Here is a 24,416-nt window from a genome sequence, read left to right on the forward strand (position 1 = left end):
AATATAGGCAAAAATATGGCTGGGCACTCCCATAGTTTCGCCACATTTTGATTTTTATAAACGATATGGATTACAATATGACGAATATCGCATCTATGTTCTCATATTGGGGATAATATTCAGTTCTTAGAGAGTAAAAAAGTGTCTGTTGAGAACCAGTTAGGCCATAATTTCCATTTATTAATATGCGACAGAATCGGCGCAATTGACGCTTGTAATGGTAGTGAAAATGGAAAAATGCAATCATGCTGAAATCCTTACATGAAAACAAGCGTATACCTCAGCAATTCCTAGAAAACGGACCTCTTTCCAAGGCCGATGTTCAGCGCGTTTATGAGGCCGCAAAAAGCACAGGTCAGCCTGTCCGAACGATCCTTGATCGGCTTGGTCTCATCTCACAGAAAGAATGGGCTCGCGCGTCTGCAGAAGAGCTGGGTTTACCCCTTATATCCTTTGATCTAATGCCCGAAAAACTGGCGGATGATCCGCGACTTTCTGCCGATTATCTCAAACGTAGCTCGATTGCGCCGCTCACGATAACGCAGGACTGCGCAAGATTTGCAATTGCTGACCCTTTTGACGAGGATTCACTCGCAGCGCTTGAAATGATTTTCGGGGCTTCTCTGGAACTGGAAATTGCCACAGATCGAGATATCGAACTTGCTATTTCACGTAGTGAGCAAGCTACAAGCACAGAAACAACCAACGCAACTGAACAACTATCCGCAAAAAACGACGGGTCCCTGAAGCTAGATACGGACAGGCTGACCGAGCTTGCCAATAATACACCTACGGTTAGATATCTTGAAACCCTTTTCGCTGGCGCGATTGAGTTGCGTGCCACAGACATTCATCTGGAGGTTTTGGAAGAAACTCCACGTGTGCGCCTGCGCATTGACGGAGAACTGATTGAGGCTGAAGCGCCGGAACGTATGCTTTATGATGGTGTCGTTTCCCGCCTGAAAATTCTGGCTGGGATGGATATCAGCGAACGCCGCTTACCGCAGGATGGGCGCATTCGGCAAAAAGCAGCGAACCGTGACATTGACATGCGTGTGGCCAGCGCACCGACAATTCATGGCGAGACTCTGGTTCTTCGATTGCTCGACAATGATGAAGGGCTATCACGCCTGCAAGATCTGAAGCTGCCGAAGCATGTGGGATCGAAACTACAAACAGCTCTGCGTCATCCAAATGGTCTGATCCTTGTGACCGGTCCAACCGGCAGCGGCAAGACCACAACGCTGCACGGCGCATTGAATGAACTGAACGACACACGCCGCAAGATCGTTACCATCGAAAACCCCGTCGAAATACAATCGAAGGGCCTACAGCAGATCGAAGTGAACCCGGAACTGGGCTGGACATTCGCCGCAGCCCTCAGAACAGTTTTGCGCCATGACCCGGACGTCATCATGGTCGGCGAGATACGCGATCAGGAAACCGCAGAGCTGGCCGTTCGCGCAGCTATGACGGGTCATCTTGTTTTCTCGACCCTTCACACAAATCGCGCAGCTGACGCCATAACGCGGCTGGTTGATCTGGGCGTTCCCAAATATCTTCTGACATCTGTTGTGCGCATGGTTGCAGCGCAACGTCTAGTACGTAAGGTCTGCCAAAAATGTGCCAAGCAAGTGGTCTGGGAAGACGATCCTCAAGCAAGAGCTTTGTATAAAGGCCTTACAAAGCTCGACCCGGAATTAGGCGTGCTTGATGATTGGGACGTTGTCCATTCTGTTGGCTGTGAGGCTTGCAACTGGACCGGATATAGCGGCAGGGTTGCACTGTTTGAGGCGTTGGATGGGAAAGAAACCCTCAATGCGCTAACGACCGGGAAAACCGATACCCGATCAATGGGGCTTGAAGGCCTGCGCCTGATCTCGGAAGGTGAAACGACTTTGGCCGAAGTCACGCGCGTGCTTGGCGTGTCTGATTTCTGGACTTGAGTAAAGGAGTGACCGACCTGTGGCCGATGGATCTGGCATCACCTTCCAGTATAAGGCGCGCGATGCAAAGGGTACGCGACAGTCAGGCCTGATCGCAGGCAAGGACCGTGCCGAGGCAACAGCAGCCCTAAAGGCCAAGGGCCTGTTCCCTATTGCGCTGGAGCCCGAGGGTAATCAGGCAACCTCTTCCAGCTTCGGTGGCAAAATAGCCAAAGGTGGAAAGAAACAGTTAACAGCCAAGCAGACCGCTGACTTTCTGGCACGCCTCGCCAAGCTTGCTGGACGCCAGATCACCACAGAACGGGCCTTGGCGATTATCGGCGAAGGGGGTGATGACCGGATATCGCGCACTGCGCTTGAGGTGCGGCGTGCGCTCCGCGAAGGGGCGCCCTTGTCCCGCGCACTTCAATCTGAGGCGGGTATCGCTGATCCTGTGACACTGTCCTTGATTGGAGGTGCCGAAGTCTCTGGCGATATGGATCAGGCGCTCGCCACCGCTGCCGATATTTTACAAAGTCGGTTAACAGTGAAACGCCGGATCATCACTGGTCTTATGTATCCCGGCATTCTTCTGACTGTAGCATTGGCCTCACTTGGTCTGATCATGGTGGCGATTATCCCGCAGTTTCGCCCGTTGGTCGAAGATCGGTTTGATCTTGTTCCGCCAATCGGGCGCGCTGTTTTTGCTGTTTCGCAAGTTCTGTCAACACTATGGCCCGTCTTTCTAATCGCAATCTTGCTGGTAAGTATAACCGCCTGGCTGGCTGCAAGACGGGGATTGCTGTCCGGCATTCTGACGAAACTTGGGGCTTACATACCGTTCGTGCGCCAAATGGTACTCCGCAATCAAATGATGCTGCTTTTGCATGTTCTGGGCGCGCTTCTGGCACGCGACGTGACACTTAGCGGGGCTTTACGCGTTGTCAGCAAATCTGCACCGGACGGCAGCGTCAAAAGCGGCATGACCAGCATTACGCAGAAGGTCGAAAGCGGCCGTGCCCTGTCCAGCGCCTTCAAGGAACAGAAACTCTTGCCCCGCGAAGCGATTGAGATGATCCGCATCGGCGAAGAAGCCGGTGATCTGGGGGGGATGATCACCCGCACCTCGGATGATATGCGCGATGCCGCAGACCGCGATCTCGAACGCTTTTTACTCGTTTTTCAGCCCGCCCTGATCGTAGGGGTCGGCCTTCTTATAGGAGTGAGCCTTTATGCCCTCTTTTCAGCTATCGTATCCGTCAATGCCATATCGTTTTAAATCACGCCGCCTGCGCAGGCGATCCGGCGCACGTGGGTTCTCGCTGGTCGAGATGCTGGTCGCAGTTGCGATTGTGGGACTTCTGATCGGCCTTGTCGGCCCGTCTGCCATGCGACAATTGCAATCCTCTCGCGTCAAAGCGACCGAAGCGCAGATTACCCAGCTGCGCAGTGCGCTGGATATTTTTCTGATCGATACCGGGCGCTATCCAAGCGCACAGGAAGGGCTGAATGCACTGGTCAACTCGGGTGGACTGATCCCCGGCTGGAACGGGCCGTACTTGCGTGACGGGAATATGCCGGTCGATCCATGGGGAGGAACCTACGAATACATACTGAATAACGGTGAGGTCCGGGTCAGATCACTTGGTGCCGATGGGCGTCCGGGAGGAACGGGTTTGGATGCGGATATTCAAGGTTAGATCCCCCCGTCGCAGGCAATATCAGACCAGAGGTTTCACAACCATCGAAGTGTTGGTCACTTTGGCTATCGTTTTACTTGTCGGCACATTGTCTCTTGTTGCATTTGGCAACTCAGATCGCCTGCGGTTGCAAAGCGAGGTCTCTGCAGTTGCGCTGGTTTTACAACAAGCCCGCCTGCAAGCCGCAGAGACGGGACGCAGTGTCGCTATCAACTTTTCACAGGAAAATCGTACGCTTGTGGCCGGTGTACAAAAACATGAGCTCGGGCGCGGTATCAGCAGCACAACCCCCTCAACGGCCCTGCAAATACGCCCTTCCGGTGAGAATGAGGGCTTTGCGCTCACTCTTGTCGCCAGTGAGAACGCGCGCACGGTTGAACTGGACTGGCTCACCGGCCGGATCGCTGTGCAGCCATGACGCGTCGTAAATCCCAGCGAGGCTTCACGTTGATCGAAACACTTGTATCGCTGTTCATAGCGACCATTGCGATCGGCGGATTCTACCGCGCCCTGTCAACAGGGGCAATTCTGGATCAGCGCGCTGATATCCAGGCGGAAAAGATGTTCGTTGCCACCCATATACTTGACCGCGCAGGTATCGATATACCGATACGGCCCGGCACACAGCAAGCGGGTCAAATGCGCGGAGTGGAATGGGCTTTGGTCGTTTCGCAACAAGGGACACGTGACATGCAGCTTGGCGCAATACGGCAAAATGAGCTTGTTTATATCTACGTCACCGTAAACACTACCGACCCGGATGCCAGCCCCGTTACATTGCGCGGCATTCGTTATGCCGAGGCACCCTTATGATATGGCGTCGCTCTCACCGCCGCAGCGGCAAGGCTCGCGGTTTTGCCTTGGCCGAGGCGCTGGTTTCTCTTGCGGTGGCAGCCGTCACACTTGCCCTGCTGACCAGTGCCACATGGGGATTGCGGCAAGCAGCCCCCACCGCCTCGGAGCTTCAGCAAGACGCGACGGATTGGCTCACTGCGCGTCGTGTTCTGCAGGCTTGGGCCAGTTCTGCAACCGCACCCGGACTCAGGCAGATCACAGGCCGTTTTTCGGGCACGTCAACAGAAATGCGGCTTGTTATAGATGATGCCAGCGGACGCAATATCAGACCGCATATGGTCAGTTTCGACATACGTAAGGAGGATGAAAAATACTTTCTGGTGGCAGGTCAGCATCATGGTGTTGCCGACACACGCGTAGATGCTCAGGATCCGCGCGAAAGTATTGTGGTGATCTCGGACAAGCCCTTGCGCCTGAGTTATCTGGTCAGACCACGCGACAGGCCGGGCTTGATCTGGACTTATGATCTTGAGCAAAGCGTCGGGCTGCCCTCAGCCATTGCAATAGAGATGGGCGCGGAACGCATGATCATGGCCCGCTTACCAGTGACGCGCAGCGGTGATTGTCTGACCCGGTTAGGGCAAGGTGGGTTGGAGGATAGAGAATGCCGTTTACGCTGACCCCTCACAGACGCCGCAAGCAACGGGGCTTTATTCTGCTAACAGTTTTGTGGATGGGACTTGGGCTGCTTGTCGCTGCGTCAAGCTACCTTGCCACGCAACGTCAGCACGCATTGGCAACACGCGGCGAGGTTGAAACGAGCCGGGCGGTTGAACTTGCCCGTAGCGCCATCAATGTCGCCATGGCTGATTTGGGTCGGATAGATGAGAACGTTCTGAAAAGCCTGCGGGATGGTACACCGATACAGATACAGATGCAGGAAGGCACAGCCACCTACCAAATCTGGGACGAAGGCGGAAAGCTCGACATAAACAAGGCGCCCATTCAATTACTGCGCCCCGCTTTGCAGAAGCTTGGCGAAGGCAGCGGCATAGACGCCTTCGACGCGGCAACAATCGCTGAAGCCATTCTGGCACGCAGACGCGCAGCTAACGGTGCGCGGATAACCACACCCCTTCCAAGGCTTCTGGCTGAATTGGGCTTTCCGCAACAAATCAGCCTGCAGGCCCGCCAATTCCTGACAACATATAATGCAACGGCACAGGTCAATCCACGCACAGCACCCGAGGCCCTTCTTGAAGCAATACCCGGTTTGGGCCCAAGCGATGTGGCCGAGATCATGGCCCGCAGACAATCAGGACAGGAAATGCCACGGCTTGGAACCGCATCCGCTTGGCTCGTGGAAGTCGAGGGACCAATCTACACAATTGAAAGTAAGGCGACCCTGACGAACGGCACCACCGCAGGTATGATCACCACTGTCGCAAGCCGAGGCATCGCGTTTCGCGGTGGGACGATGGATTACGATATCCTGAGCGTAGAAATCCTACGATGACTGCAGGGGGCCCAGACCTGCTTTCACTCCTCCTGTCTTTGATCATCCTTCTGGCAGCCCTTTGGTTTGGACCGACCGCCTTCGTAGCGCGCTCGATCATTCGTGCGACCCTTGGGCCACATGCAATGCATCGCTGGTACAAGGCAGTGACCTTCGGTGTCGGACTTGGGATGGTGGCAACGGTGATGCTTGCTGGATTTACTGGAAACAACACCTCGCTTCTTACCACGCTGTTCTGCTTGCTGACATTGCTGGCGCTCATGGACTATGCGTGGCGCTGGCTGCCGATCGAATGGACCGGAGGGATTATTATTATAGCGCTCCTTGATGGTGTTCTTGCCCAACACATTGGCATAACTCTGCTGGCGATGCTTGGACCTGCACTCCTGCTATTGGCGCTACGCGAAGCTATGTTGCGCTTGCGGGGTGTCGAGGCGCTTGGCCTTGGTGACATCTGGCTTGCGATAGGATTATCCGGTTTTCTGTCACCAATTTTGGCATTTGTATTGCTTGGTTTGGCTGCAACCTCCGGACTTATTGAAGTCGCTATACGGATGGTATTTAGGAATAACGAGAGTACCAGATATGGCGTGGCCTATGGAACACATCTGTGTATCGTTTTCGCAGCCATATACGTTTTCATGGACATCACTTGAAAAGAGCGTGCTAACTACCTGACAAAACAAAGTAAAAAATATGTGCATTTGGGCGATCAGATCCGAAGCATGTGAACGAGGTAGTGAGCATGAATAAATATATGGCTTTCGTGGCAGCCGCCGCGATACTTACAGGTTGTGGGGAACTCAGAACTGTAGACCGCGCAAATCAATCTCAGGGACTTGAGCCTTGGCGTGCTAAAACTATTCTCGGAGGCGGCGATAATGCGTCCTCAAACCGCCAGCAAGGGCGGGTTACAGGTGCCCAGCAAGTCAAAGCAGGTTCCGGTACAATCTTCCCGGGTCGGCAACCTCTTCTACGCGATAGCGACTTTGTAAACGAGAATGGCGAACGGACGGTTTCACTGAACCTCGTAAATGTCGGTGTCGAAGAAGCTGCAGCAGCCATTCTGGGCGAACTACTCAAAGAGAATTACGTGATTGATCCCGGTGTACAGGGCACGGTCAATATTCGCTCGTCTCAGCCTGTCAGCCGCACGACGGCAATCGAGGTATTTGAACTTGCCCTGAAGCAGAACAACGCAGCGCTGATCCGCCGGGACAATATCTTCGCAATCGTTCCGCTATCCGCTGACTTGACCCTTGGGGCTACGACAGCGCGCGATGTTTTGCCAGGTTACAGTCTGCGCGTTGTACCGCTGCGCAACATCGGCGCGCAGGAAATGGCCGCAATTTTGCAGCCCTTCGCCGGCAACGGTATTGTCGGCATCGACGCACAACGTAACATCATCGTTCTGGCGGGCACCTCCGCTGATCAGAAATCCTGGCAGAAGACAGTAGAAAGCTTCGATGTTGACTGGCTCGCAAACCGCTCAGTCGGCATTTTCCCGATCAAAGGGCGTTCCGCGCAATCCATCGTTAAAGGTCTGGAGCGTGTCGTAGAAACCGACGAAAGCTTTGAACCTATTGCCGTGTTCGAAGTGATCCCCGAAAACAACTCGATCCTCGCAGTTGCCAAGACACCGCGCGCATTGGAAAATGTCTCGGTGTGGATCAAGCGCCTGACCCAAGAAGGTCAGAACGACGCGCAGGTTTATTCCTACGACATGAAATATGCCCGCGCTGGCGTTATCGCACCGACGCTCTCGCAAATCCTTGGCGTCAGTGTTGAAACCTCCGAGGCAAGTGACGAAGCCGTCGAGGCGCAACTTGTAGAAAACAGCCCCGCCAATTTCGATGGCGGAAATCAGGGGACGCTGAATGCGACCCGCATTGTTGCAAGTGCCGCGACGAACACCCTGTTGATCCATGCCACACCGGATGAGTACCAACGCGTTCTGGGTATTCTGCACCGCCTTGACGTCCCACAACGCCAAGTGCTGGTTGAAGCAACCATCGTAGAAGTGTCACTGAACAACGACCTGCGATACGGCGTTCAATACTTCTTTCAGGAAGATGGCGATCAGATCGGTTTAAGTTCTGGTGACGCGGTAAATGTCGCGCCAAACTTGCCGGGCTTCAGCCTATCGCTTGGCGGCACGCCAGCAAACGCTGTGATCGACGCGCTGGATGACGTCACGTCCATCAATGTCGTCTCTTCACCAAACCTTATGATCCTGAACAACGAGTCCGCCCGTCTGGTGGTTGGTGATCAAATCCCGACATCTATCAGAACTGCACAAGACCCAACCGATGCAAATCAGGTTTTCGTCTCGACTGTGGAATACCGGGATACCGGTGTGATCTTTGAAGTTACACCGCGCATCAACTCGTCCGGCTCAGTCATTCTGAACATCGGTCAGGAGGTCAGTACTGTCGGTGAAAATGATGCAGATACTGGTAACCCGATTATCTCGCAGCGTGTGTTGAACAGCTCAGTCGCTGTCGATAGTGGCGAGACCATCGTCTTGGGTGGCCTGTTCTCGAACAGAAATCAAAGAGGTAATGCCGGCATCCCAGTCCTTAAAGATATTCCGGTCGCGGGCAAACTATTTGGCCGTACAAGCAAAAACAGTGCGCAAACGGAACTTTTGGTGCTGATCACGCCACGTATTGTAAGCAACTCTCTGGATGCCCGCCGGGTCACATCGCAACTGCGTGAACGTGTGCAATCGCTTCGTTTGGATGACGCGTCACTCAGCACACAGGTGAACGTACCCAGCACCCGGACACGCAATTCCGAGAGCTTCCAAGACAGCAGCCTACAGGATGCGGAACCACAACCCCCTACCCGTGCAGAATCTCCAGCACAACTGGCCCAACCTGCGGTCGCTTCAGCTGCAATCGCGGCCATACAGCAAACGTCTATCTCGGCTCAAGCAGCACCAACGGCTCAAGCCAGTCAGACCCAGATCACAAAGGGTAACTTCTACGCAGTGCTCGGGTCGTTCAGCTCGGACGATGCAGCAAAGAAACACTGGGGTCAAATCGCCTCTGCGAATGCGCCTTTGGCCCCGCTTTCGCCAAGGTTCACTAAAACGGGCCCACTGACCACAGTATCAGTTGGTCCGATGAGCAAGGACTCTGCCCGGCAGATATGCATTGACGTGCGGACAGATTGCTTCACAGCCAAAAACTAAGCTCTGATATAATGAAACTATGACCCGGCAATCCAATGCCGGGTCTTTTTTGTATGCAGCGCACGGGTCATGTCACTGCGATGACAAGCCCCACCCCGATCAGCATGACGCCTGCACTCAGATTTATCCGCCGCAAGGCCGTCTGTGATGTGAGCAAACGCCGCGCCCTATCAATGAAAATAGCCAAACCCAGATTGCCAAACAATGGCACTGCTATACTGACAAAAACAATAGCCACAATATCTGGTTTGGTGATCGCAGAGACATCAAAAAAGCCTGGTAGAACACCCATATAAAACAGAATAGCCTTGGGGTTTCCAAGAATAACAGCCACCCCTGCGACGAAGCCTGCCCACATACCGGGGCGGGTCAGGCGACTGTCAGAGCCAAGGCTTTTGTCTGCATTACTGATCAAAGTCCAACCCATCACGACAAAGACAACCACAGCGACCCAACGCAAGACAGACATGAAGTTATCAAACTCAGACGTAATCCAGCTTACACCCAGAATAGCCACCAACGGCCAGAGTATATCACCAAGCACGACCCCCAGCGCCAAGGGCCAAGCCGCATGAAACCCACCCGACAGTGATCGTGCGATCAGCGCAACCCATACCGGGCCGGGCGTGAGAAACAGGATCAGCAAAGCACCTGAGTAAAGCGACAGTTCAAACAAGGTCACGGTCATAGCGCAAAACCGATATTTGACATCGGTCTCAAAGCTCGCACGCCTGTACCGAGGACACGCCACTGGATTCGGCCACTTCAAATGCCTGCGCGCGATCAGACAAATCTTCAAACAGCTCCTGACCTGTCCCGGTCATCCAGGCCTGCGCGCCCAAAGCGCAGATCTCATCATACAAAGCCGCGCGACGGTCTGCATCCAAATGCGCTGCAACCTCGTCCAACAGCATGATGGGGGGTGCTCCGAAATCTTCGGAGAGAGCGCGGGCATTCGCCAGAATAAGCGATAGCAAAAGCGCTTTCTGCTCTCCGGTCGAGCATTGTTTTGCTTCTATGGCCTTGGCCGCGTAGATTGCCTTCAAATCCACCCGATGTGGTCCAACCAGACTACGCCCTGCGACCAGATCCCGTGGCCGAGACGCCGCGAATATCTCGGTCAGATCATCCTTGCCAATCGTAGCCACGACATCATCCGGGCTCTCAATCGACAACTCAGCCGTTGGAAATGACGTCTGAGCCCCGTTCATGGCAAGCTGCAGACGTTCCAGCGCCTTGGTGCGGTTCTTGATAATTGCAACCCCGGCTTCGGCCATCTGGGCCTCAAGCGCGCCATACCACATTGCGTCACGCACCTGATCCTTCAGAAGGCGGTTACGTTCGCGCATAGCTTTTTCATAGGTGACAGAGGCGTCCGCGTGTTTCGGCTCAAAACTCAACGTAATCCTGTCGAGAAACCGTCGTCGCCCCTCTGCCCCTTCCAGCCATAGCCTGTCCATAGCCGGGATAAGCCAGACGATCCGGGCAATCCGGCCAAGTGCTATCTGACGTGCCGATTTGTCATCAATCAGAACCACTCTGTTCTCACCCGGTTCTGCGCGGGTTTCGACCTCATGAATTTGGTCAAGCGATCGCAATACGCCAGAGACCTTCCATCCCAATGCTTCGGGCTTGCGGGCAATTTCATTCACTGTCGCCCGACGCAATCCACGACCGGGCGAAAGCATAGAAATTGCTTCAAGTATATTTGTCTTCCCCGCCCCGTTCGCCCCGAAAATCGCAACGGGGCGCCCGTCCAATGTCAGCTTCGCAGATCGATGGGACCGAAAGTGGGATAGGGACAGCTCAAGCAGGGACAGGCCAGACATCTGCTGTCCTTCAGATCATACAATGCGTCACACGCGCATCGGCATGACGACGTAGATTGCCGAATGATCATTGCCTTCGCGCATCATTGTCGGATCACCCGCCGAATTGAACATGAAAACCGCGTTTTCACGATCTACCTGCCCAGCAATTTCCAGCAGATATTTGGCATTAAATCCAATCTCTAACCGCTCATCCCCGTAGGCAACCGCCAACTCTTCTTCCGCGGCACCGCTGTCAGGCGCGTTAACTGACAAGACCAGACGATCCTCATCCAAGGCAAGCTTTACAGCGCGGGACCGTTCAGAGCTGACAGTGGCAACCCGGTCTACGGCCTGCGCGAATTCAGCCGCGTCAACTTCCAGCTTGCGGGTATTACCCTGTGGGATCACACGCGTGTAATCCGGGAAAGTTCCGTCGATGACCTTCGAGGTCAGTGTAATATCAGGCGTCGCAAATCTTACTTTTGTCTCAGAGACCGACACAGCAATCTGCATCTCATCATCGTCAAGCAGCTTGCGCAGTTCAGCAACTGTCTTGCGCGGCACGATCACACCGGGCATCTCTGAGGCACTTGCGGGCAGTTCAGCATCGATCCGGGCAAGCCGGTGGCCATCTGTGGCCACGCACCGCAGCACTTTACCACCATCAGCATCCGCCACGTGCATATAGACCCCGTTCAGATAATAGCGGGTCTCCTCAGTCGATATTGCGAATTTTGACTTGTCAAACAGCCGGCGCAACACTGGCGCGGGTGCCGAAAAATTAGAGCTATACTCGGACGATGCCATCACCGGAAAATCTTCTTTCGGCAAGGTCGCTAATGAGAAATTGGACCGTCCCGCCTCGACCGTCAGGCGACCGGACGTGCCATCATCGCTTAGTGATACCAACGCCCCGTCCGGTAACTTGCGCACGATTTCGTGCAGTGTCGTGGCAGACACCGTCGTGGCCCCGGCGCGTTCCACCTTAGCTGGGGCTTTGTCGACGACTTCAATATCCAGATCAGTGGCCCGAAAACTGACCGTATCACCTTCTGCTTCGATCAGTACATTCGACAGGATCGGGATCGTATTGCGCCGCTCAACGACAGATTGGGCCTGACCGACCGCTTTTAATAAAACACTGCGCTCGACACTGATCTTCATAGCCTCGTACCTTTCAGACAACCGGGGCAGAGAACGTAACCGTCCTGCCCCGCAATGCAATGGTTTTTTTGGAATGTCCGCTGTTCGGACACGGGCGTCAAGGGCTCAGGCCTCAAGCATCCTGCGCAAAAGTTCCGCATCCTCAGAAATCTGGCTATCCTGCGATTTCAATTCTTCGATTTTACGCACAGCATGGATGACCGTGGTATGATCCCGACCGCCAAAACGCCTGCCAATTTCCGGATACGACCGTGATGTCAATTGCTTTGCAAGATACATCGCCATTTGTCGTGGCCGGGCAATATTGCGGCTGCGTTTTGGGGACATCAGATCCGACATGCGGACGCTGTAATAGTCGCAGGTCTTGCGCATAATCTCATCCATCGTAACCTTCCGGTCCGAAGCGCGTAGGATATCCGCAAGGCTTTCCTGTGCCATATCCAGCGTGATTTTTCGTCCGACCAGCGATGCAAATGCAAAGAGCCGCGTCAACGCACCTTCAAGCACACGAACATTGTTAGATATACGCTGCGCCAAAAACTCAAGCACGCCCTGCGAAATATCAAGGTCCGGCTGCTGGCTTTGGTATTGTTCCACCTTCTGCTGTAAGATGCCCAAACGTAATTCGTAATCTGTCGGGTGTAAATCAACCACCAGACCCCATTGCAGGCGGCTGCGAATACGTTCCTCTAACCCATCTATTTCGCCCGGCGCACGGTCTGCCGAAATAATGATCTGCTTGTTCTGATCAACCAGCGCATTGAATGTGTGAAAGAATTCATCCTGCGTGCTGTCTTTGCCCGCAATGAATTGCACATCATCCACCATAAGCACATCGACCGAGCGGAACAGTTCCTTGAAATCCATCATCTGACGATCTCGTAACGCCTGAATAAAGCGGTACATGAATTGCTCAGCGCTTAGGTAAACGACGCGTAATTCCGGAGACCGTTCCTGCAGTTCCCAAGCAATGGCATGCATAAGGTGCGTTTTGCCAAGACCCACACCACCATAAAGAAAAAGCGGGTTGAAGCTGACCGGACCCCCCTCAGCCACGCGGCGCGCAGCGGCATGGGCAAGCTCATTGGGTTTACCAACAACGAAACGATCAAACGTAAAGCGTTTGTCCAGCGGGGCACCCGGCAGGATTTCGTCAGGTTTGTGCATTTTCTTATGCTGTGTCTTCTGAGCTGTGGCTTGCACCGCCGGGCTGTAAGGCTTAACGGCGATATCTTTCGCAGCCTCTCGGCAAACTGAAAAGCTCAACCGATCTACCTCGCCGCCCAGCTTGTTCATCTGCCGCATAATCTCGTCGCCAAAATTACGCTGCACCCAATCACCCATAAATTTTGTTGCGACATCAAACGCAGCAACGCCATCTTGCAAAGACACAAACCGAAGTGGTTCGATCCATGTCAGGTAGTTGTTTCTTCCAATTGTTCCTTGAAGTGCATCACGTGTCTGTCCCCAAATCTCTTCCGTCATTTCCAACCCGTTTTTGTTGTCTTCAAGACTGCTCCCAAGGCAATCCCCGGGCCTTCCATCCGTTAAGGCCCCCCCGGTGTTTTTGCGGGTCCACATCACCTTCAAAGCCCTCGGCTACGTTTATGCAGTCCACAGACTTGCCTTCAGAAAGAAAGGCCTCTGCAACAGCATTAGCAGCGCTCAGGGACCGGGCTCCGGATCGGCAGATGAAGAACAGTTTAGACGGAGTGGCACCGTCCAAAGCATCCTTCACATCTTCCGCAAAGCGCAGGTTTGCAGACATATCCGGATATCTGATCCATTCGATGCAAAGCAACGATTGGCCCAGAGACGACAGATCAGGTTTCCCTACAAAATCCCATTCGGGTTTTGTCCTGACGTCGATCAGCACGGCGTCTGATAAAGTCTTCAGACAGTCCCACGTTTCGGTTGGCAACAGCTCCGAAACGCGCGGACCTATGTCCGTGCTCATTCCATGTCCCCCTAAAGACGAAGTGAATCGCTATGTATTCCTAGCGAGTGAAAGTGGGCTGTCGCAACTTATCTTCTCACTTGACTCAAACTTAGTTGCATTGCGAATCTCACGGGCATGTGAACGATTGGCTCTAACGTGTTGAAGACAAAAAAAACGCGCCCAAAAGGACGCGTTTTCTAAAAATTTATCTATCGCTCTGGTCAGGCGCTCAAAGATTTGACCCGCGAAGAAAGCCGGGACATTTTCCGGGCTGCAGTGTTCTTATGCAACACACCTTTGGTCACACCGCGCATCAATTCAGGCTGCGCAACTTTCAGCGCGTCCTTTGCCACAGCATGATCGCCGGAAGCGATTGCTTCCTCGACCTTGCGCAGAAATGTGCGGATGCGCGACCGGCGCGCTTTGTTGACTTCAAAGCGCCGCTCATTCTGGCGGGCGCGTTTTTTGGCTTGAGGCGAATTTGCCATACGTAAAGACCCCGATCTTTCGGTGTTTAAATTCTCAGACCGCGCTTCTAGGCCCGACTCACCATCAAGTCAACGGTGTTTCCGGCCTATTTGTCTCGAAATTGCGGTTCGCGCTTCTCAAGGAACGCTTCCATACCCTCAGTTTGATCTTCTGTGGCAAAAAGAGAGTGGAACAGGCGTCGCTCAAACAGCAGGCCTTCGGACAATGTCGTCTCATAACTGCGGTCAACCGCCTCTTTCACAGCGAGAGTCGCAATCGCGGATTTCTCGGCAATCTTCTCGGCGGCACCCTTGGCCTCTTTAATCAGATTACCAGCCGGGACAACACGGCTGACAAGGCCGGAACGCTCGGCTTCTTCGGCATCCATGAAACGACCCGTCAGATGCATATCCATGGATTTCGACTTGCCGACAAAGCGTGTCAGCCGCTGACTGCCACCAAGCCCTGCCATAACGCCTAGATTAATCTCGGGCTGACCGAATTTCGCAGTGTCTGCCGCAATGATGAAATCACACATCATGGCAAGCTCGCAACCGCCACCCAAAGCATAGCCTGCCACAGCCGCAATAATCGGCTTTCGTACATTCAGTATTTTCTCGGACTCACCGCCGAAAAGGTCATTCACGAACACATCCACAAACGTCTTCTTCGACATTTCTTTTATGTCTGCACCAGCAGCAAACGCTTTTTCAGATCCCGTCAGAATGATGCAACGCACCTTGTCATTGCGATCTGCATCCAGAAGCGCCTTTGCAAGTTCAGACATTAATTGAGAGTTCAGCGCATTCAACGCGTCCGGTCGATTTAGCCTGATCAAGGCAATGTGGTCTTCTATTTCGACGATGAGCGTCTCGAAAGCCATACTTGGACCTCTCTAGGATAGTTCAGGACTCACGATGTACCATTCTTGACAGCCGGTTCAAATCATCTTTGACATGTCGGGCAATAAAAAGAGGATCGCCCCGATTGTACAACCCGCGTCACAATGCCTTTGCATCCTTCCTTGGCACAGCGTTCATTTTCACGGTCATATACGGCGAAACTATGCTGAAAATAACCTAACTCACCATCTGTTTGACGATAGTCGCGCAAGGATGAACCGCCAGCCTCAATCGCTTCGCCAAGAACATCGCGTATCGCAGGAACAAGTGTGGCGACACGCGCTTCAGACAGTTTTCCGGCCTTACGCTTCGGCGAAATTCCGGTGCGATGCAACACTTCGCATACATAGATATTACCAAGACCTGATACAATGCGCTGGTCCAGCAACGCGGTCTTGATCGGCATATTCCGGCCTTTGAGCCGTCCGATAAGATATGCCTCGTCAAACCTGTTTCCTAAAGGTTCGGGGCCCAGATTTTTCAATAGCCAATGATCTTCAACCTCATCTGTCGGGGCTAAATCCATCGCCCCGAAACGTCGTGCGTCGTTGAACGTAATCCGTGTGCCATCTTCCATATCCAAAATAACGTGATCATGCTTGCCGGGCAGTGCAGGGTTGTTATGAAATTCCGCAGTCCCAAGCCCATTGATCAACATGCGTCCGGACATGCCAAGGTGAATGATCAATGTTTCACCAGTGCTGAGGTCTGCCAGTATATATTTGGACCGCCGCCCAAGTCGTAAGACCCGTGCGCCTGTCAGGCGGTCTGCCATGCCTTCCGGAAACGGCCATCGCAAGTCAGGCCTGCGTATATCCGCACGTTTGATCAGCTTGCCTTCCATTGCTGGTAGCAGCCCTTTTCGTACAGTTTCGACTTCGGGAAGTTCGGGCATTTAACCTCTTGTGGTGCATGTGGTTTGAGATTGACTGTTTTGATCACACTAGAACAGATGTTTTCAATCGCATATCAGACCGATCATAGTCTGTGTCATGTGGCTTTTCTGCGCTGCGACGTGATCGCGCTTTGTGTCTGGATCAAAACCGCTATATCGACAGAGACACATGAACTGGGCGAGACCATGACCGACACAACCAAGAAGACCACGCATTTCGGCTACCGAGATGTTCCCGAAGACCAGAAAGCCGGGATGGTGCACGGCGTTTTCACAAATGTCGCCTCAAAATACGACGTTATGAATGATGTCATGTCCGGCGGAGTTCACCGTATCTGGAAAGACGCCATGATGGACTGGCTTGCCCCGCGTCCAAGGCAGCGCTTGCTGGATGTTGCGGGTGGAACTGGCGATATTGCGTTCCGATTTCTCAAACGTGCTGGTCAGGCCGAAGCGATTGTTCTGGATATGACCGAGTCTATGCTAATCGAGGGCCGCAAGCGCGCCGAGGCTGAAACGATGTCCGATAAGCTGGACTGGATCGTTGGCGATGCAATGGCACTTCCTTTCGATGATAACTCCTTCGATGTTTATACGATTAGTTTCGGCATAAGGAATGTGACCGATATCCCAAAAGCTTTGTCAGAAGCTTATCGCGTCCTGCGCCCTGGTGGGCGCTTGATGGTGCTGGAATTTTCGCAGTTGCCAAACCCAATGATGCAAAAGGCCTACGATCTCTATTCCTTCAATGTCATTCCCCGCATGGGACAAGTTATCGCCAATGATCGCGACAGCTATCAATACCTGGTGGAATCGATCCGCAAATTCCCTGATCAGGACAGGTTTGCTGGGATGATCCGCGCAGCCGGGTTCGGCAACGTAAATTATCGCAACATGACATTTGGCGTCGCAGCATTGCATTCCGGCTGGAAAATCTAGGTGCGGGGACCCCATAATATCTGGCGCCTGATCCGAACAGGCGCAACGCTGGAGCGGACCGGCGCCATGGGTGTTGTATTGGATGCCTTTCAGGCACCGCCATCGCTTCGTATCGTTGCGCGTGTCCTGGGGTGGCCGTTCAAGTGGCTGGGGCTAAAAGGTGATCCCTCGATGCCGCCTGCCACACGGGCTCTCACGGCGCTGGGGCCGGCATATATCAAATTTGGTCAGGTGATCTCGACACGCCCAGATGTTGTCGGGGACGATTTGGCGCATCAATTGCGCGTTCTACAAGACAAGCTGCCGCCTTTTCCGGTCGAAATCGCAAAAGCCACGGTCGAAGCAGAGCTGGAACAGCCGACCGATCAACTATTTTCGGACTTTTCCGAACCTGTGGCAGCCGCTTCTATTGCACAAGTCCACAAAGCAAAACTTTTGAAGACGGGCGAAGAGGTTGCTGTCAAAGTGCTGCGCCCAAACATCGAGAAAGCTTTTCGTAAAGATATTGATGCGTTCTACCTTGCGGCCTCCTGGATAGAGTTTTTATCGCCTGCCTCGCGAAGATTGCGCCCGACCGAGGTGATTAAACATTTCGACGGCGTTGTTCAGGGCGAGCTGGATCTGCGCCTCGAAGGTGCAGCCGGTGGCGAATATGCTGCCAATACCGCAAATGATGAAGGCTTCATCGTTCCACATACCCATTTCTTCTTCTCGTCCAAGCGCGTGATGACTATGGAATGGGCTGAAGGCATACCTTTCGGCAATATTGAAGCAATTGAAGCCGCTGGGCATGATCGGCGCATCTTGGGGGAACGCGTATTACAGCTGTTTTTGCGCCACGCCCTGAACGACGGCTATTTCCATGCGGACATGCATCAAGGCAACCTGAAAGTCAGCGCGTCTGGCGATATCATCGCCTATGATTTCGGGATCATGGGTCGGATCGATGAATACACCCGCCGCGTCTATGCAGAAATCATTATGGGGTTCATCCGCAAGGATTATCACCGAGTTGCCAAGGTCCATTTTGAAGCAGGTTATGTGCCAGCAGACAGAGACGTTGATGAATTCGCGCAAGCCCTTCGCGCTGTGGGCGAGCCGATCTTTGGTATGGACGCCACACAAATCTCCATGAGTCGCGTCTTGAGTTACCTTTTCGAAGTGACCGAGCGCTTTGGCATGGAAACCAGAACTGATCTTATCCTTCTGCAGCGTACCATGGTCGTCGTCGAAGGGGTCGCCCGGACCATGTACCCACAGATCAATATCTGGGAGGTCGCCCGGCCAGTCGTAGAACATTACATCAAACAGAATATCGGACCGCCGGCGCTTTTGAAAGACTTCCTTGGCACAGCTCGGGTACTGGCCCGTTTTGGGCCGAAACTACCTCAGCTGACAGAAGCCATATTGATGCAGCAGTCCAATCAACAGCAAAACCATCCCGAGTCACAAAGACCAAGCAACAAGATTTGGTATTTTGTCAGCGGGGTGATGATCGGCGCGATCATAATGCTTGCGATTGTCTTGCTGTAAGAGCTGTTGGCCAATACTTCAGCAAAAGCACAAGTTTCACGCGACATAAAAAACCGTTCCGGGTTGGAGCCCGCCTGTGCGCGATAGAAACAGGCTATGCTACAGTTGCGCCATGAAGGGCAGCGGCCGTTTGCTTATTGGTGGTCTGTCTTGGGCAGAACCCCGTTAAAAAACGTGGTCCATGGGTTGATGCGAACTTGAGAGTGGTGACGCTGTTTTGCAGTGATCCCGGTTAGGAAGATGACGGATTTGCATAGCCCACGCCCTTCTGTTGCCAACAGGAGGATGAACGATGGCAAAGCAAGAGAACTGCAAGCCCCCAGCAATTGAGACTGTGAACGTCGGTGCTGCGGCTGTTGATATCGGTTCGCGCGAACATATGGCGGCCGTCAATCCCGACGTGACGGACACGCCAGTACGTGCTTTTGGCACCTTCACCCATGACCTGCATGATCTTGCGGATTGGTTTAAGTCACACGGGGTGACCAGCGTCGCGATGGAATCTACGGGTGTCTACTGGATCCCAGCATATGAGATACTCGAGCAGCATGGCTTCGAGGTTATCTTGGTGAATGCGCGCTACGCCAAGAATGTACCGGGCCGAAAGACGGACGTCAGCGATGCCAGTTGGCTGCGGCAGTTGCATTCGTATGGGCTTCTGCGTGGTAGCTTCCGACCAACGGCAGAGATTGCAACGCTGCGGGCCTATCTGCGCCAGCGGGAGCGGCTGGTGGAATATGCGGCTGCCCACATTCAGCATATGCAGAAAGCGCTGATGGAGATGAACCTGCAACTGCATCATGTCGTGTCAGATATTACTGGCGTCACGGGAATGCGGATCATCCGTGCGATTGTCGCGGGCGAACGGGATTTAGACTTGTTGGCCACCTATCGTGACGTGCGTTGCAAAGCTTCTACTGAGACGATCAAGGCCGCACTACATGGTAATGACCGACCAGAACATGTCTTTGCACTGACCCAGTCGCTTGAACTCTACGACTTTTATCAGACCAAGATGCTGGAATGTGATCGTCATCTTGAGGCGGTGCTCGAGACGCTAGCGGCAGACCAAGACCATAACCCCAGCCAAATGCCCAAAATCCGTAGCAAGACCAAGAAGGCAGGGGCACCGTCGTTCGATGTCAGAGCCGCGCTTTTTGGGGTTCTCGGAATTGATCTGACCCAAATCCATGGGATGGGGCCGTCCCTGTCGCTCAAGTTGATTGGCGAATGCGGCACTGATCTGAGCGCATGGCCAAGTGCTAAGCACTTCACGTCTTGGCTGTGTTTGGCGCCGGGCAACAAGATATCCGGCGGTAAGGTGTTATCATCCCGAACACGGCGCTCATCCAGCCGTGCAGCAGCTCTATTGCGATTGGCAGCCGTCACGATTGGACGAAGCGATACCGCGTTGGGAGCGTTTTACCGGCGATTGGCTGCGCGCGCGGGCAAAGCTAAAGCCGTCACAGCGACGGCGCGCAAGATCGCCGTTCTATTCTACAACACCCTCCGACACGGCATGACCTATCAGGATCCCGGTGCAGCCCATTATGAAGAACGATACCGCAATCGCGTGCTCGGCAATCTCAAGCGCCGTGCCAAGTCATTCGGCTATGATTTGCAAGAATTGCCACAAGAGGCAGACATGGCTGTTTCTTAGGAAGGCTGCATCAAAATATGCAGCCTCTGATCGTTTAAATTATATTCAGCTTTCCGGTCCGACAGAAACCAGATAAGCCCAGATATTCGCAGCATCCTCTGCGTCTTTCAGCTTGTAGGACATCTTTGATTTAGCTTTCGGGTCTTCGAGATATGCGGCCAGATATTTTTTAGGATCAGCAACATAGTTCACGAATTCTTCTTCGTTCCACTCCAGACCTTTTTCGCCTGCTGCAGCCAGAGATGGACCATATTTGTAACCGTCATAAGTGCCCGCGACCCGACCGAATAAACCGTACAGGTTTGGTCCTGTTTTTCCGCCTTTCCGGATTTCCGTGCCATCGTCAGCAACAATCATGTGACAGGACTTGCACTTCTTGAAAATGTTCTCGCCTGCTTCGGCATCGCCTGTTGCATGGCCGTCGGCAAAAGCCGGGGCTGCTAGAAAAGTTACGCCAAGGGCGGCAATCGCAGTGAACTTCATAAGATCTCGCTCCATTATTTTATCTCAGCTAACTTAATACTCTTATCTATAAGGTAAAGTTCACAAATTTCGCTGACGTCTTCGTGATCTGTCAATTTTACGCAATCGCGCGGGCAAGCGCACATTGCTTCCACAAAGCGCTGAGCGAACGGACTAAGTGGTCAATATCGGCATCACTATGCAGCGGTGACGGGGTAAAACGCAGCCGCTCTGTGCCCTTTGGAACGGTGGGGTAATTGATCGGTTGCACGTAAATCCCATAATCAGCCATCAAGATATCGGCCAGCATCCGACATTTGACCGGATCTTTGATCATCACAGGGATGATATGGCTGGGATTGTCCAGATGCGGGATACCTTCGCGGTCCAACATGGCGCGCAAACGCTTGACTTGGCGGCGCTGCCGCGCACGCTCGATCTGGCTTGTTTTCAGATGCGCAATCGAGGTTTTAGCCGCAGCAGCCACTGCGGGCGGCAATGCAGTCGTAAAGATAAACCCGGACGCAAAAGACCGAATGAAATCGCACAGACTATCCGACCCGGTGATATAGCCACCAACGACGCCATAGGCTTTGCCAAGGGTTCCTTCAATCAGGGTGATGCGGTCGGCCAGCCCTTCGCGTTCACTGACGCCGCCACCACGCGGGCCGTAAAGGCCGACCGCATGGACCTCGTCCAGATAGGTCATGGCATTGTGTTTTTCTGCGACCTCGACAATCTCACGAATAGGCGCGATGTCACCATCCATTGAATAGACGCTTTCAAATGCGATTATCTTGGTTGCATTGGCCGGAAGCGACGCGAGCTTGCGATCCAGATCATCCGGATCGTTATGTCTCCAGATGACTTTATCAGCGCGGGAATGGCGGATGCCTTCGATCATAGAGGCGTGGTTAAGCTCATCAGACAAGATCACAGCGTTTGGCAGACGTGCGCCAAGGGTGCTGAGCGCCGCCCAATTCGACACATAACCCGAAGTGAACAATAGCGCGGTCTCTTTGCCATGCAGATCCGCCAGTTCCGCTTCAAGCGCAGTATGCGCATGATTGGTGCCAGAGATATTGCGCGTCCCGCCCGCCCCGGCACCGCATTTATCCACTGCGTCCTTCATGGCTTGCATAACTTTGGGATGCTGACCCATACCAAGGTAGTCATTCGAACACCACACGGTCACTTCATTCGCGCCGTCAGAATGGTTTCGCGCCTTTGGAAAGGCGCCGCATTTACGTTCAAGATTGGCGAAAATGCGGTAATTACCCTCTTCCTTCAGCGTATCTAGTTGGGCGTCAAATAGCGTGTCAAATTCCATGAGCTTCTTCCTGTCGTGACGTGTCGTTTTTGGGCGCAGGCAACATCCAGCGCCAAAGTTTTTCATCCGGGAGCGGCAAAACCATCAACCAATGTTCCAGCATGGCAAGGGTCGTAAGCGCAGCCAGAAGAGCAAAACCAACAGGATTTGCCCCGGAATAGAGTCTTTCCAACCAGCAACCGACCGCGAATGTCAGCAGTGTGATCGAGACGGGGAATAGCCAGTTCATGCGCGCATACCGGAAGTGGCTAGGCAAATGGCTCAGCGCGCCTGGCAAGAATTCAGTATTTATCTTCGGCACACCCAGAAACAAATTCAGCTTGGCTGAAATCCTGGCGAAGAACAGCACCGCGAAAGTCCAGAAGCCAAACGTGTTGGGGGCGTGTATGGCAAGAAACGCAATGCCAATAAGCGCGCTCGCAAGCAGCATTTCGTGATAAGCAATGGTTCCCCAGGCACGGATAAAACGCTCCCATTGTGGGATGTTTTCAGGGCAAATATTTCGATTGGGGCCGGTGATCACACCCGTCAGAAAGGCGAGTTCGATCCAACCCCAAACAGCCAGCGCGGACAGAAAAGCAAGATAGATGTTTTGAACTGACACAGAGCCCGATGTCGCCCAGATACCATACAACCCGATACAAAGAAGCGGTGTTGTCAAAAATGTGGATACCGGCCCCCGGCCCTGCTGATCTCCATACCGGACCAGCAGAAGGATTACCCCGGTCGAAAACCACCAGAGAAACAGGGCCAAAAGGGCTGCTATCCATGGGCTTGCCAGCATCAGTAGCTCGGCACCATGCGGCTGTCTTCCGCGATCACATGGTCAGTTTTGACCGGGATCAGATAAAGAGACGCAAACGCCTTGGCGGCGCGCAGTCCAGCCGGGATTTTCCCCAGATTGCCCATAAGACCGCCCCTGCGCTGGGCCGCATCCATCGCCTCAGAGGCTTGGCGCAGCTTCAGCAGGTTCTTTTCCCAACGAGGATTATCGAGATCAATTGCGATCGGAAAAATCTGCTTGGAGATGTCAGAGGTCTTGCGCAGCACCTCGCGGTCATACCAATCGATATCGATCCCAAGCGCTTTGTGAAACGCGGGGCGGTTGTGATCACGGATACACATTACCGAAAACACAGCGACCAGAAAGAACCTGATCCAAAGCTTGTTTTGCCAGGTTTGGGTCAATTTAGGGTCTGTTTTCATCAGAAGAGCAAAGGCTTCACCGTGGCTGAACTCATCATTGCACCATTCCCGGAACCAGTTGAAAATCGGGTGTATCTTATGGTCCGGGTTCTGCTCCAGATGGCGGAAGATCGTGATGTAGCGGGCATAGCCGATCTTTTCCGACAGATAAGTGGCATAGTAGATAAATTTTGGCCGGAAATATGTGTATTTCTTCGACTTTGTGAGGAAGCCCAGATTGACTGCAACCCCGGCTTCGCGCAGCGCGTCATTGATAAAGCCCGCATGCCGTGCCTCGTCCCGCGCCATAAGTTGGAACAATTGACAGATGTCAGGGTTATTGCCGCGACGCTTCATCTCTTTGTAAAGCACACAGCCTGAAAATTCCGCCGTAAGCGAGGACACAAGGAAGTCGATCAACTCAGCCTTGAGTTGCGGCTCCATATTCTCCCAGTCGGGGGTTTCCCACGTATCATTCTTCTTGAAATGGCCCTTGTTAGGATCTGCTGCCATAGCTGTGATCATCTCATCCCATTGTGCCCGCACCGGGGTGACGTCGATCTTGTCCATCTCGTCGAAATCGGTGGTATAGAAGCGGGGGTCCAGCAGCGTCGTTTCGGTGGCGATAGCAGTCGCCTCATCAGAGTTTTCAGGGATTATGCCCATTGCATTCGGGTCAGCATGCGCGTTCATGACAAAGCTCCTTCTGAAAAGGCAAATTCGGCCAGCTCCATACATTCGAAATCGCCGGTGAGGCGGGTCCAGACCTGTTCCAGTTTCGACGCACGTGTGATCGTGGCCTCGCGCTCTTCGATTATGACCTCGCCATAGCCCGCCAACACGGGCTTGCCATGCACCAAGACCTCATCACCCGGATGGATCACGGCACCGTTGAGAAATTTCACGTGTGCATGCAAACTGTCGAAGGTGTGCGACACCTCGACCTCGCAAGGCGCCTTTTCGGTTTCCTTTGTAAATAGTCCCATTGCATTGTCT

The 24,416-nt window shown here is 53.4% G+C and carries 25 protein-coding genes; 12 read left to right on the forward strand and 13 right to left on the reverse strand.

Annotation, left to right across the window (positions count from 1 at the left end; all coding sequences use genetic code 11):
- The first annotated feature begins 245 nt into the window (after nt 1-245).
- The 9 genes from ACZ1HF_RS10905 to gspD all read left to right on the forward strand — a co-directional run bounded on the left by ACZ1HF_RS10905 (nt 246) and on the right by gspD (nt 9,132).
- Entirely contained in the window at nt 246-1,946 is a 1,701-nt protein-coding gene (locus tag ACZ1HF_RS10905; RefSeq protein ID WP_472657522.1) for a GspE/PulE family protein, read from the forward strand.
- Nucleotides 1,947-1,965: 19 nt separating this feature from the next.
- Entirely contained in the window at nt 1,966-3,204 is a 1,239-nt protein-coding gene (locus tag ACZ1HF_RS10910) for a type II secretion system F family protein (RefSeq protein ID WP_472657523.1), read from the forward strand.
- Nucleotides 3,188-3,625, forward strand: a complete 438-nt coding sequence (gene gspG, locus ACZ1HF_RS10915; RefSeq protein ID WP_472657524.1) for a type II secretion system major pseudopilin GspG — start codon at nt 3,188-3,190, stop codon at nt 3,623-3,625. Before ACZ1HF_RS10910 ends, gspG begins: the two co-directional genes overlap by 17 nt.
- Nucleotides 3,606-4,043, forward strand: coding sequence for a pilus assembly FimT family protein (locus tag ACZ1HF_RS10920; RefSeq protein ID WP_472657525.1), 438 nt, complete (start codon nt 3,606-3,608; stop codon nt 4,041-4,043). The genes gspG and ACZ1HF_RS10920 overlap by 20 nt, the downstream gene beginning before the upstream one ends.
- Nucleotides 4,040-4,438 (forward strand): type IV pilus modification PilV family protein, encoded by a 399-nt coding sequence (locus ACZ1HF_RS10925; protein WP_472657526.1) that lies wholly within the window; start codon nt 4,040-4,042, stop codon nt 4,436-4,438. The genes ACZ1HF_RS10920 and ACZ1HF_RS10925 overlap by 4 nt, the downstream gene beginning before the upstream one ends.
- Nucleotides 4,435-5,100 (forward strand): type IV pilus modification PilV family protein, encoded by a 666-nt coding sequence (locus ACZ1HF_RS10930; RefSeq protein WP_472657527.1) that lies wholly within the window; start codon nt 4,435-4,437, stop codon nt 5,098-5,100. The genes ACZ1HF_RS10925 and ACZ1HF_RS10930 overlap by 4 nt, the downstream gene beginning before the upstream one ends.
- On the forward strand, nt 5,085-5,936 hold the full coding sequence (locus tag ACZ1HF_RS10935; protein ID WP_472657528.1) for a hypothetical protein: 852 nt from the start codon (nt 5,085-5,087) through the stop codon (nt 5,934-5,936). Before ACZ1HF_RS10930 ends, ACZ1HF_RS10935 begins: the two co-directional genes overlap by 16 nt.
- Nucleotides 5,933-6,592 carry a hypothetical protein gene (locus ACZ1HF_RS10940; RefSeq protein ID WP_472657529.1) on the forward strand — a complete coding sequence of 220 codons (660 nt, stop codon included), beginning with the start codon at nt 5,933-5,935 and terminating at the stop codon, nt 6,590-6,592. The genes ACZ1HF_RS10935 and ACZ1HF_RS10940 overlap by 4 nt, the downstream gene beginning before the upstream one ends.
- An 89-nt stretch (nt 6,593-6,681) precedes the next feature.
- On the forward strand, nt 6,682-9,132 hold the full coding sequence (gene gspD / locus ACZ1HF_RS10945; RefSeq protein ID WP_472657530.1) for a type II secretion system secretin GspD: 2,451 nt from the start codon (nt 6,682-6,684) through the stop codon (nt 9,130-9,132).
- 67 nt (nt 9,133-9,199) lie between these two features.
- On the opposite strand, the gene ACZ1HF_RS10950 is transcribed toward gspD, so the two are convergent.
- From ACZ1HF_RS10950 to mutM, 8 genes are all read right to left on the reverse strand, one after another.
- A complete protein-coding gene (locus ACZ1HF_RS10950) occupies nt 9,200-9,820 on the reverse strand; it encodes a LysE family translocator (RefSeq protein ID WP_472657531.1) in 621 nt (206 codons plus the stop codon).
- 28 nt (nt 9,821-9,848) lie between these two features.
- Nucleotides 9,849-10,961 carry a DNA replication/repair protein RecF gene (gene recF / locus ACZ1HF_RS10955; RefSeq protein WP_472657532.1) on the reverse strand — a complete coding sequence of 371 codons (1,113 nt, stop codon included), beginning with the start codon at nt 10,959-10,961 and terminating at the stop codon, nt 9,849-9,851.
- Between the two features lie 27 nt (nt 10,962-10,988).
- The gene (dnaN, locus tag ACZ1HF_RS10960) at nt 10,989-12,107 is read right to left on the reverse strand and encodes a DNA polymerase III subunit beta (RefSeq protein ID WP_472657533.1); all 1,119 of its coding nucleotides are present in this window, start codon (nt 12,105-12,107) and stop codon (nt 10,989-10,991) included.
- A gap of 105 nt (nt 12,108-12,212) precedes the next feature.
- Nucleotides 12,213-13,592 carry a chromosomal replication initiator protein DnaA gene (dnaA, locus tag ACZ1HF_RS10965; protein WP_472657534.1) on the reverse strand — a complete coding sequence of 460 codons (1,380 nt, stop codon included), beginning with the start codon at nt 13,590-13,592 and terminating at the stop codon, nt 12,213-12,215.
- Between the two features lie 22 nt (nt 13,593-13,614).
- On the reverse strand, nt 13,615-14,064 hold the full coding sequence (locus ACZ1HF_RS10970; RefSeq protein ID WP_472657535.1) for a rhodanese-like domain-containing protein: 450 nt from the start codon (nt 14,062-14,064) through the stop codon (nt 13,615-13,617).
- 203 nt (nt 14,065-14,267) lie between these two features.
- Nucleotides 14,268-14,534 carry a 30S ribosomal protein S20 gene (gene rpsT, locus ACZ1HF_RS10975; RefSeq protein ID WP_472657536.1) on the reverse strand — a complete coding sequence of 89 codons (267 nt, stop codon included), beginning with the start codon at nt 14,532-14,534 and terminating at the stop codon, nt 14,268-14,270.
- Nucleotides 14,535-14,620: 86 nt separating this feature from the next.
- Nucleotides 14,621-15,397, reverse strand: a complete 777-nt coding sequence (locus tag ACZ1HF_RS10980) for an enoyl-CoA hydratase (protein WP_472657537.1) — start codon at nt 15,395-15,397, stop codon at nt 14,621-14,623.
- A 62-nt stretch (nt 15,398-15,459) separates the two neighbouring features.
- Nucleotides 15,460-16,311: a bifunctional DNA-formamidopyrimidine glycosylase/DNA-(apurinic or apyrimidinic site) lyase gene (gene mutM, locus ACZ1HF_RS10985; protein ID WP_472657538.1), complete on the reverse strand. Its 852-nt coding sequence runs from the start codon at nt 16,309-16,311 to the stop codon at nt 15,460-15,462.
- A gap of 186 nt (nt 16,312-16,497) precedes the next feature.
- On the opposite strand from mutM, the gene ubiE reads away from it, so the two are divergent.
- From ubiE to ACZ1HF_RS11000, 3 genes are all read left to right on the forward strand, one after another.
- Nucleotides 16,498-17,250, forward strand: coding sequence for a bifunctional demethylmenaquinone methyltransferase/2-methoxy-6-polyprenyl-1,4-benzoquinol methylase UbiE (ubiE, locus tag ACZ1HF_RS10990; RefSeq protein ID WP_472659034.1), 753 nt, complete (start codon nt 16,498-16,500; stop codon nt 17,248-17,250).
- Nucleotides 17,251-18,783 (forward strand): 2-polyprenylphenol 6-hydroxylase, encoded by a 1,533-nt coding sequence (gene ubiB, locus ACZ1HF_RS10995; protein ID WP_472657539.1) that lies wholly within the window; start codon nt 17,251-17,253, stop codon nt 18,781-18,783. It abuts the gene before it with no gap.
- A 292-nt stretch (nt 18,784-19,075) separates the two neighbouring features.
- Nucleotides 19,076-20,443 (forward strand): IS110 family RNA-guided transposase, encoded by a 1,368-nt coding sequence (locus ACZ1HF_RS11000; protein ID WP_472657540.1) that lies wholly within the window; start codon nt 19,076-19,078, stop codon nt 20,441-20,443.
- 45 nt (nt 20,444-20,488) lie between these two features.
- Here ACZ1HF_RS11000 and ACZ1HF_RS11005 read toward each other — a convergent pair whose 3' ends face one another.
- From ACZ1HF_RS11005 to ACZ1HF_RS11025, 5 genes are all read right to left on the reverse strand, one after another.
- Nucleotides 20,489-20,941 (reverse strand): c-type cytochrome, encoded by a 453-nt coding sequence (locus ACZ1HF_RS11005; protein ID WP_472657541.1) that lies wholly within the window; start codon nt 20,939-20,941, stop codon nt 20,489-20,491.
- 82 nt (nt 20,942-21,023) lie between these two features.
- Nucleotides 21,024-22,235, reverse strand: a complete 1,212-nt coding sequence (gene hemA / locus ACZ1HF_RS11010) for a 5-aminolevulinate synthase (protein WP_472657542.1) — start codon at nt 22,233-22,235, stop codon at nt 21,024-21,026.
- The gene (gene puhE / locus ACZ1HF_RS11015; RefSeq protein WP_472657543.1) at nt 22,225-23,019 is read right to left on the reverse strand and encodes a putative photosynthetic complex assembly protein PuhE; all 795 of its coding nucleotides are present in this window, start codon (nt 23,017-23,019) and stop codon (nt 22,225-22,227) included. Before puhE ends, hemA begins: the two co-directional genes overlap by 11 nt.
- Nucleotides 23,019-24,113: a magnesium-protoporphyrin IX monomethyl ester (oxidative) cyclase gene (acsF, locus tag ACZ1HF_RS11020; protein WP_472657544.1), complete on the reverse strand. Its 1,095-nt coding sequence runs from the start codon at nt 24,111-24,113 to the stop codon at nt 23,019-23,021. Before acsF ends, puhE begins: the two co-directional genes overlap by 1 nt.
- A complete protein-coding gene (locus tag ACZ1HF_RS11025; RefSeq protein ID WP_472657545.1) occupies nt 24,110-24,406 on the reverse strand; it encodes a hypothetical protein in 297 nt (98 codons plus the stop codon). The genes acsF and ACZ1HF_RS11025 overlap by 4 nt, the downstream gene beginning before the upstream one ends.
- Between the last annotated feature and the right edge of the window lie 10 nt (nt 24,407-24,416).

Source organism: Litoreibacter sp. GN1-5, assembly GCF_055693805.1.

What these genes read in the sequence shown, in the direction of transcription:
- ACZ1HF_RS11005 (WP_472657541.1), bottom strand. Translation starts at nt 20,941, where the DNA reads ATGGAGCGAGATCTTATGAAGTTCACTGCGATTGCCGCCCTTGGCGTA.
- ACZ1HF_RS10925 (WP_472657526.1), top strand. Translation starts at nt 4,040, where the DNA reads ATGACGCGTCGTAAATCCCAGCGAGGCTTCACGTTGATCGAAACACTT.
- hemA (WP_472657542.1), bottom strand. Translation starts at nt 22,235, where the DNA reads ATGGAATTTGACACGCTATTTGACGCCCAACTAGATACGCTGAAGGAA.
- ACZ1HF_RS10905 (WP_472657522.1), top strand. Translation starts at nt 246, where the DNA reads ATGCTGAAATCCTTACATGAAAACAAGCGTATACCTCAGCAATTCCTA.
- ACZ1HF_RS10935 (WP_472657528.1), top strand. Translation starts at nt 5,085, where the DNA reads ATGCCGTTTACGCTGACCCCTCACAGACGCCGCAAGCAACGGGGCTTT.
- puhE (WP_472657543.1), bottom strand. Translation starts at nt 23,019, where the DNA reads ATGCTGGCAAGCCCATGGATAGCAGCCCTTTTGGCCCTGTTTCTCTGG.
- mutM (WP_472657538.1), bottom strand. Translation starts at nt 16,311, where the DNA reads ATGCCCGAACTTCCCGAAGTCGAAACTGTACGAAAAGGGCTGCTACCA.
- ACZ1HF_RS11025 (WP_472657545.1), bottom strand. Translation starts at nt 24,406, where the DNA reads ATGGGACTATTTACAAAGGAAACCGAAAAGGCGCCTTGCGAGGTCGAG.
- rpsT (WP_472657536.1), bottom strand. Translation starts at nt 14,534, where the DNA reads ATGGCAAATTCGCCTCAAGCCAAAAAACGCGCCCGCCAGAATGAGCGG.
- recF (WP_472657532.1), bottom strand. Translation starts at nt 10,961, where the DNA reads ATGTCTGGCCTGTCCCTGCTTGAGCTGTCCCTATCCCACTTTCGGTCC.
- ACZ1HF_RS11000 (WP_472657540.1), top strand. Translation starts at nt 19,076, where the DNA reads ATGGCAAAGCAAGAGAACTGCAAGCCCCCAGCAATTGAGACTGTGAAC.
- gspD (WP_472657530.1), top strand. Translation starts at nt 6,682, where the DNA reads ATGAATAAATATATGGCTTTCGTGGCAGCCGCCGCGATACTTACAGGT.
- ACZ1HF_RS10920 (WP_472657525.1), top strand. Translation starts at nt 3,606, where the DNA reads ATGCGGATATTCAAGGTTAGATCCCCCCGTCGCAGGCAATATCAGACC.
- ubiE (WP_472659034.1), top strand. Translation starts at nt 16,498, where the DNA reads ATGACCGACACAACCAAGAAGACCACGCATTTCGGCTACCGAGATGTT.
- ACZ1HF_RS10980 (WP_472657537.1), bottom strand. Translation starts at nt 15,397, where the DNA reads ATGGCTTTCGAGACGCTCATCGTCGAAATAGAAGACCACATTGCCTTG.
- ACZ1HF_RS10950 (WP_472657531.1), bottom strand. Translation starts at nt 9,820, where the DNA reads ATGACCGTGACCTTGTTTGAACTGTCGCTTTACTCAGGTGCTTTGCTG.
- dnaN (WP_472657533.1), bottom strand. Translation starts at nt 12,107, where the DNA reads ATGAAGATCAGTGTCGAGCGCAGTGTTTTATTAAAAGCGGTCGGTCAG.
- acsF (WP_472657544.1), bottom strand. Translation starts at nt 24,113, where the DNA reads ATGAACGCGCATGCTGACCCGAATGCAATGGGCATAATCCCTGAAAAC.
- gspG (WP_472657524.1), top strand. Translation starts at nt 3,188, where the DNA reads ATGCCATATCGTTTTAAATCACGCCGCCTGCGCAGGCGATCCGGCGCA.
- ACZ1HF_RS10940 (WP_472657529.1), top strand. Translation starts at nt 5,933, where the DNA reads ATGACTGCAGGGGGCCCAGACCTGCTTTCACTCCTCCTGTCTTTGATC.
- dnaA (WP_472657534.1), bottom strand. Translation starts at nt 13,592, where the DNA reads ATGACGGAAGAGATTTGGGGACAGACACGTGATGCACTTCAAGGAACA.
- ACZ1HF_RS10930 (WP_472657527.1), top strand. Translation starts at nt 4,435, where the DNA reads ATGATATGGCGTCGCTCTCACCGCCGCAGCGGCAAGGCTCGCGGTTTT.
- ACZ1HF_RS10970 (WP_472657535.1), bottom strand. Translation starts at nt 14,064, where the DNA reads ATGAGCACGGACATAGGTCCGCGCGTTTCGGAGCTGTTGCCAACCGAA.